Source organism: Streptomyces sp. NRRL WC-3549 (genome assembly GCF_000721935.1).
Classification (GTDB): domain Bacteria; phylum Actinomycetota; class Actinomycetes; order Streptomycetales; family Streptomycetaceae; genus Streptomyces.
The window spans coordinates 1-945 of record NZ_JOCS01001839.1 but is presented as its reverse complement, the minus strand read 5'-3'; the positions used below and the strand labels follow the sequence as shown (position 1 = coordinate 945).

1 protein-coding gene is annotated in these 945 nt (G+C 69.4%); it reads left to right on the top strand.

Translation table 11 applies throughout. The annotated features are described in order from the left end of the window. Positions 1-119: 119 nt before the first annotated feature. On the top strand, positions 120-945 hold an 826-nt coding region (locus IH13_RS36370), incomplete at its 3' end, for an acyl carrier protein (protein WP_234433163.1).

Here is a 945-nt window from a genome sequence, read left to right as displayed (position 1 = left end):
TGTTCGACGCGGCCGGAGCTCTGACCGGAGAGGCCGCGCTGGTGCCGATCCGGGTGGATACGGCCGCTCTGCGGGCGCGTCCGGAGACGACTCCACCGATGCTCCGGGGATTGGTCCGGGTGCCGAACAGGCGGCATGCCGAAGCCGGGGACGACCGCTCCCAGTCCTTCGCGCGCACCCTCCTCAGGCTGGAGCCGACCGAACAGGAGGCGCACGTCCTCGAGTTGGTACGCAACGAGGTGGCCTCGACCTTGGGCCACAGCTCCGGCGAAGCGATCAAGCCGCAGCATGCCTTCACCGATCTCGGGTTCGACTCGCTGACCGCCGTGGACCTGCGCAACCGGCTGACCGCCGTCATGGGCCTGCGACTGCCGGCCACGCTGGTCTTCGACTACCCGACCCCTGCGGCGCTGGCCGGTTTCATCCGGGCGGAGACCCTCGGCACGCACAGCGAGCCGATCGCGACAGCCGGGACGGCCGGCACCACGGCGGACGACCCGATCGCGATCATCGGCATGAGCTGCCGCTATCCCGGCGGAGTGTCCGGGCCGAAGGACCTGTGGCGGCTGCTCTCCGCCGCAGGCGACGCGGTGACGGGAATCCCCACCGACCGGGGCTGGAACGTGGAAGAGCTGTTCGACCCCGACCCGGACAAGCCCGGGACGTCGTACACCAGCGAGGGCGGATTCCTGCACGACGCCACACATTTCGATGCGGAGTTCTTCGGTATCTCGCCGCGCGAGGCGGTGGCGATGGACCCTCAGCAGCGATTGCTCCTGGAGTCCTCCTGGGAAGCCGTGGAGTCGGCGGACATCGATCCCGCCTCTCTGCGTGGCAGCGATACAGGTGTGTTCGCCGGGCTCATGTACCACGACTTCGCGGCCTATGCCGCCGCGTCCACCGAGAGCCTGGAAGGGCACCTCACCACCGGCACCGCAGGCAGTG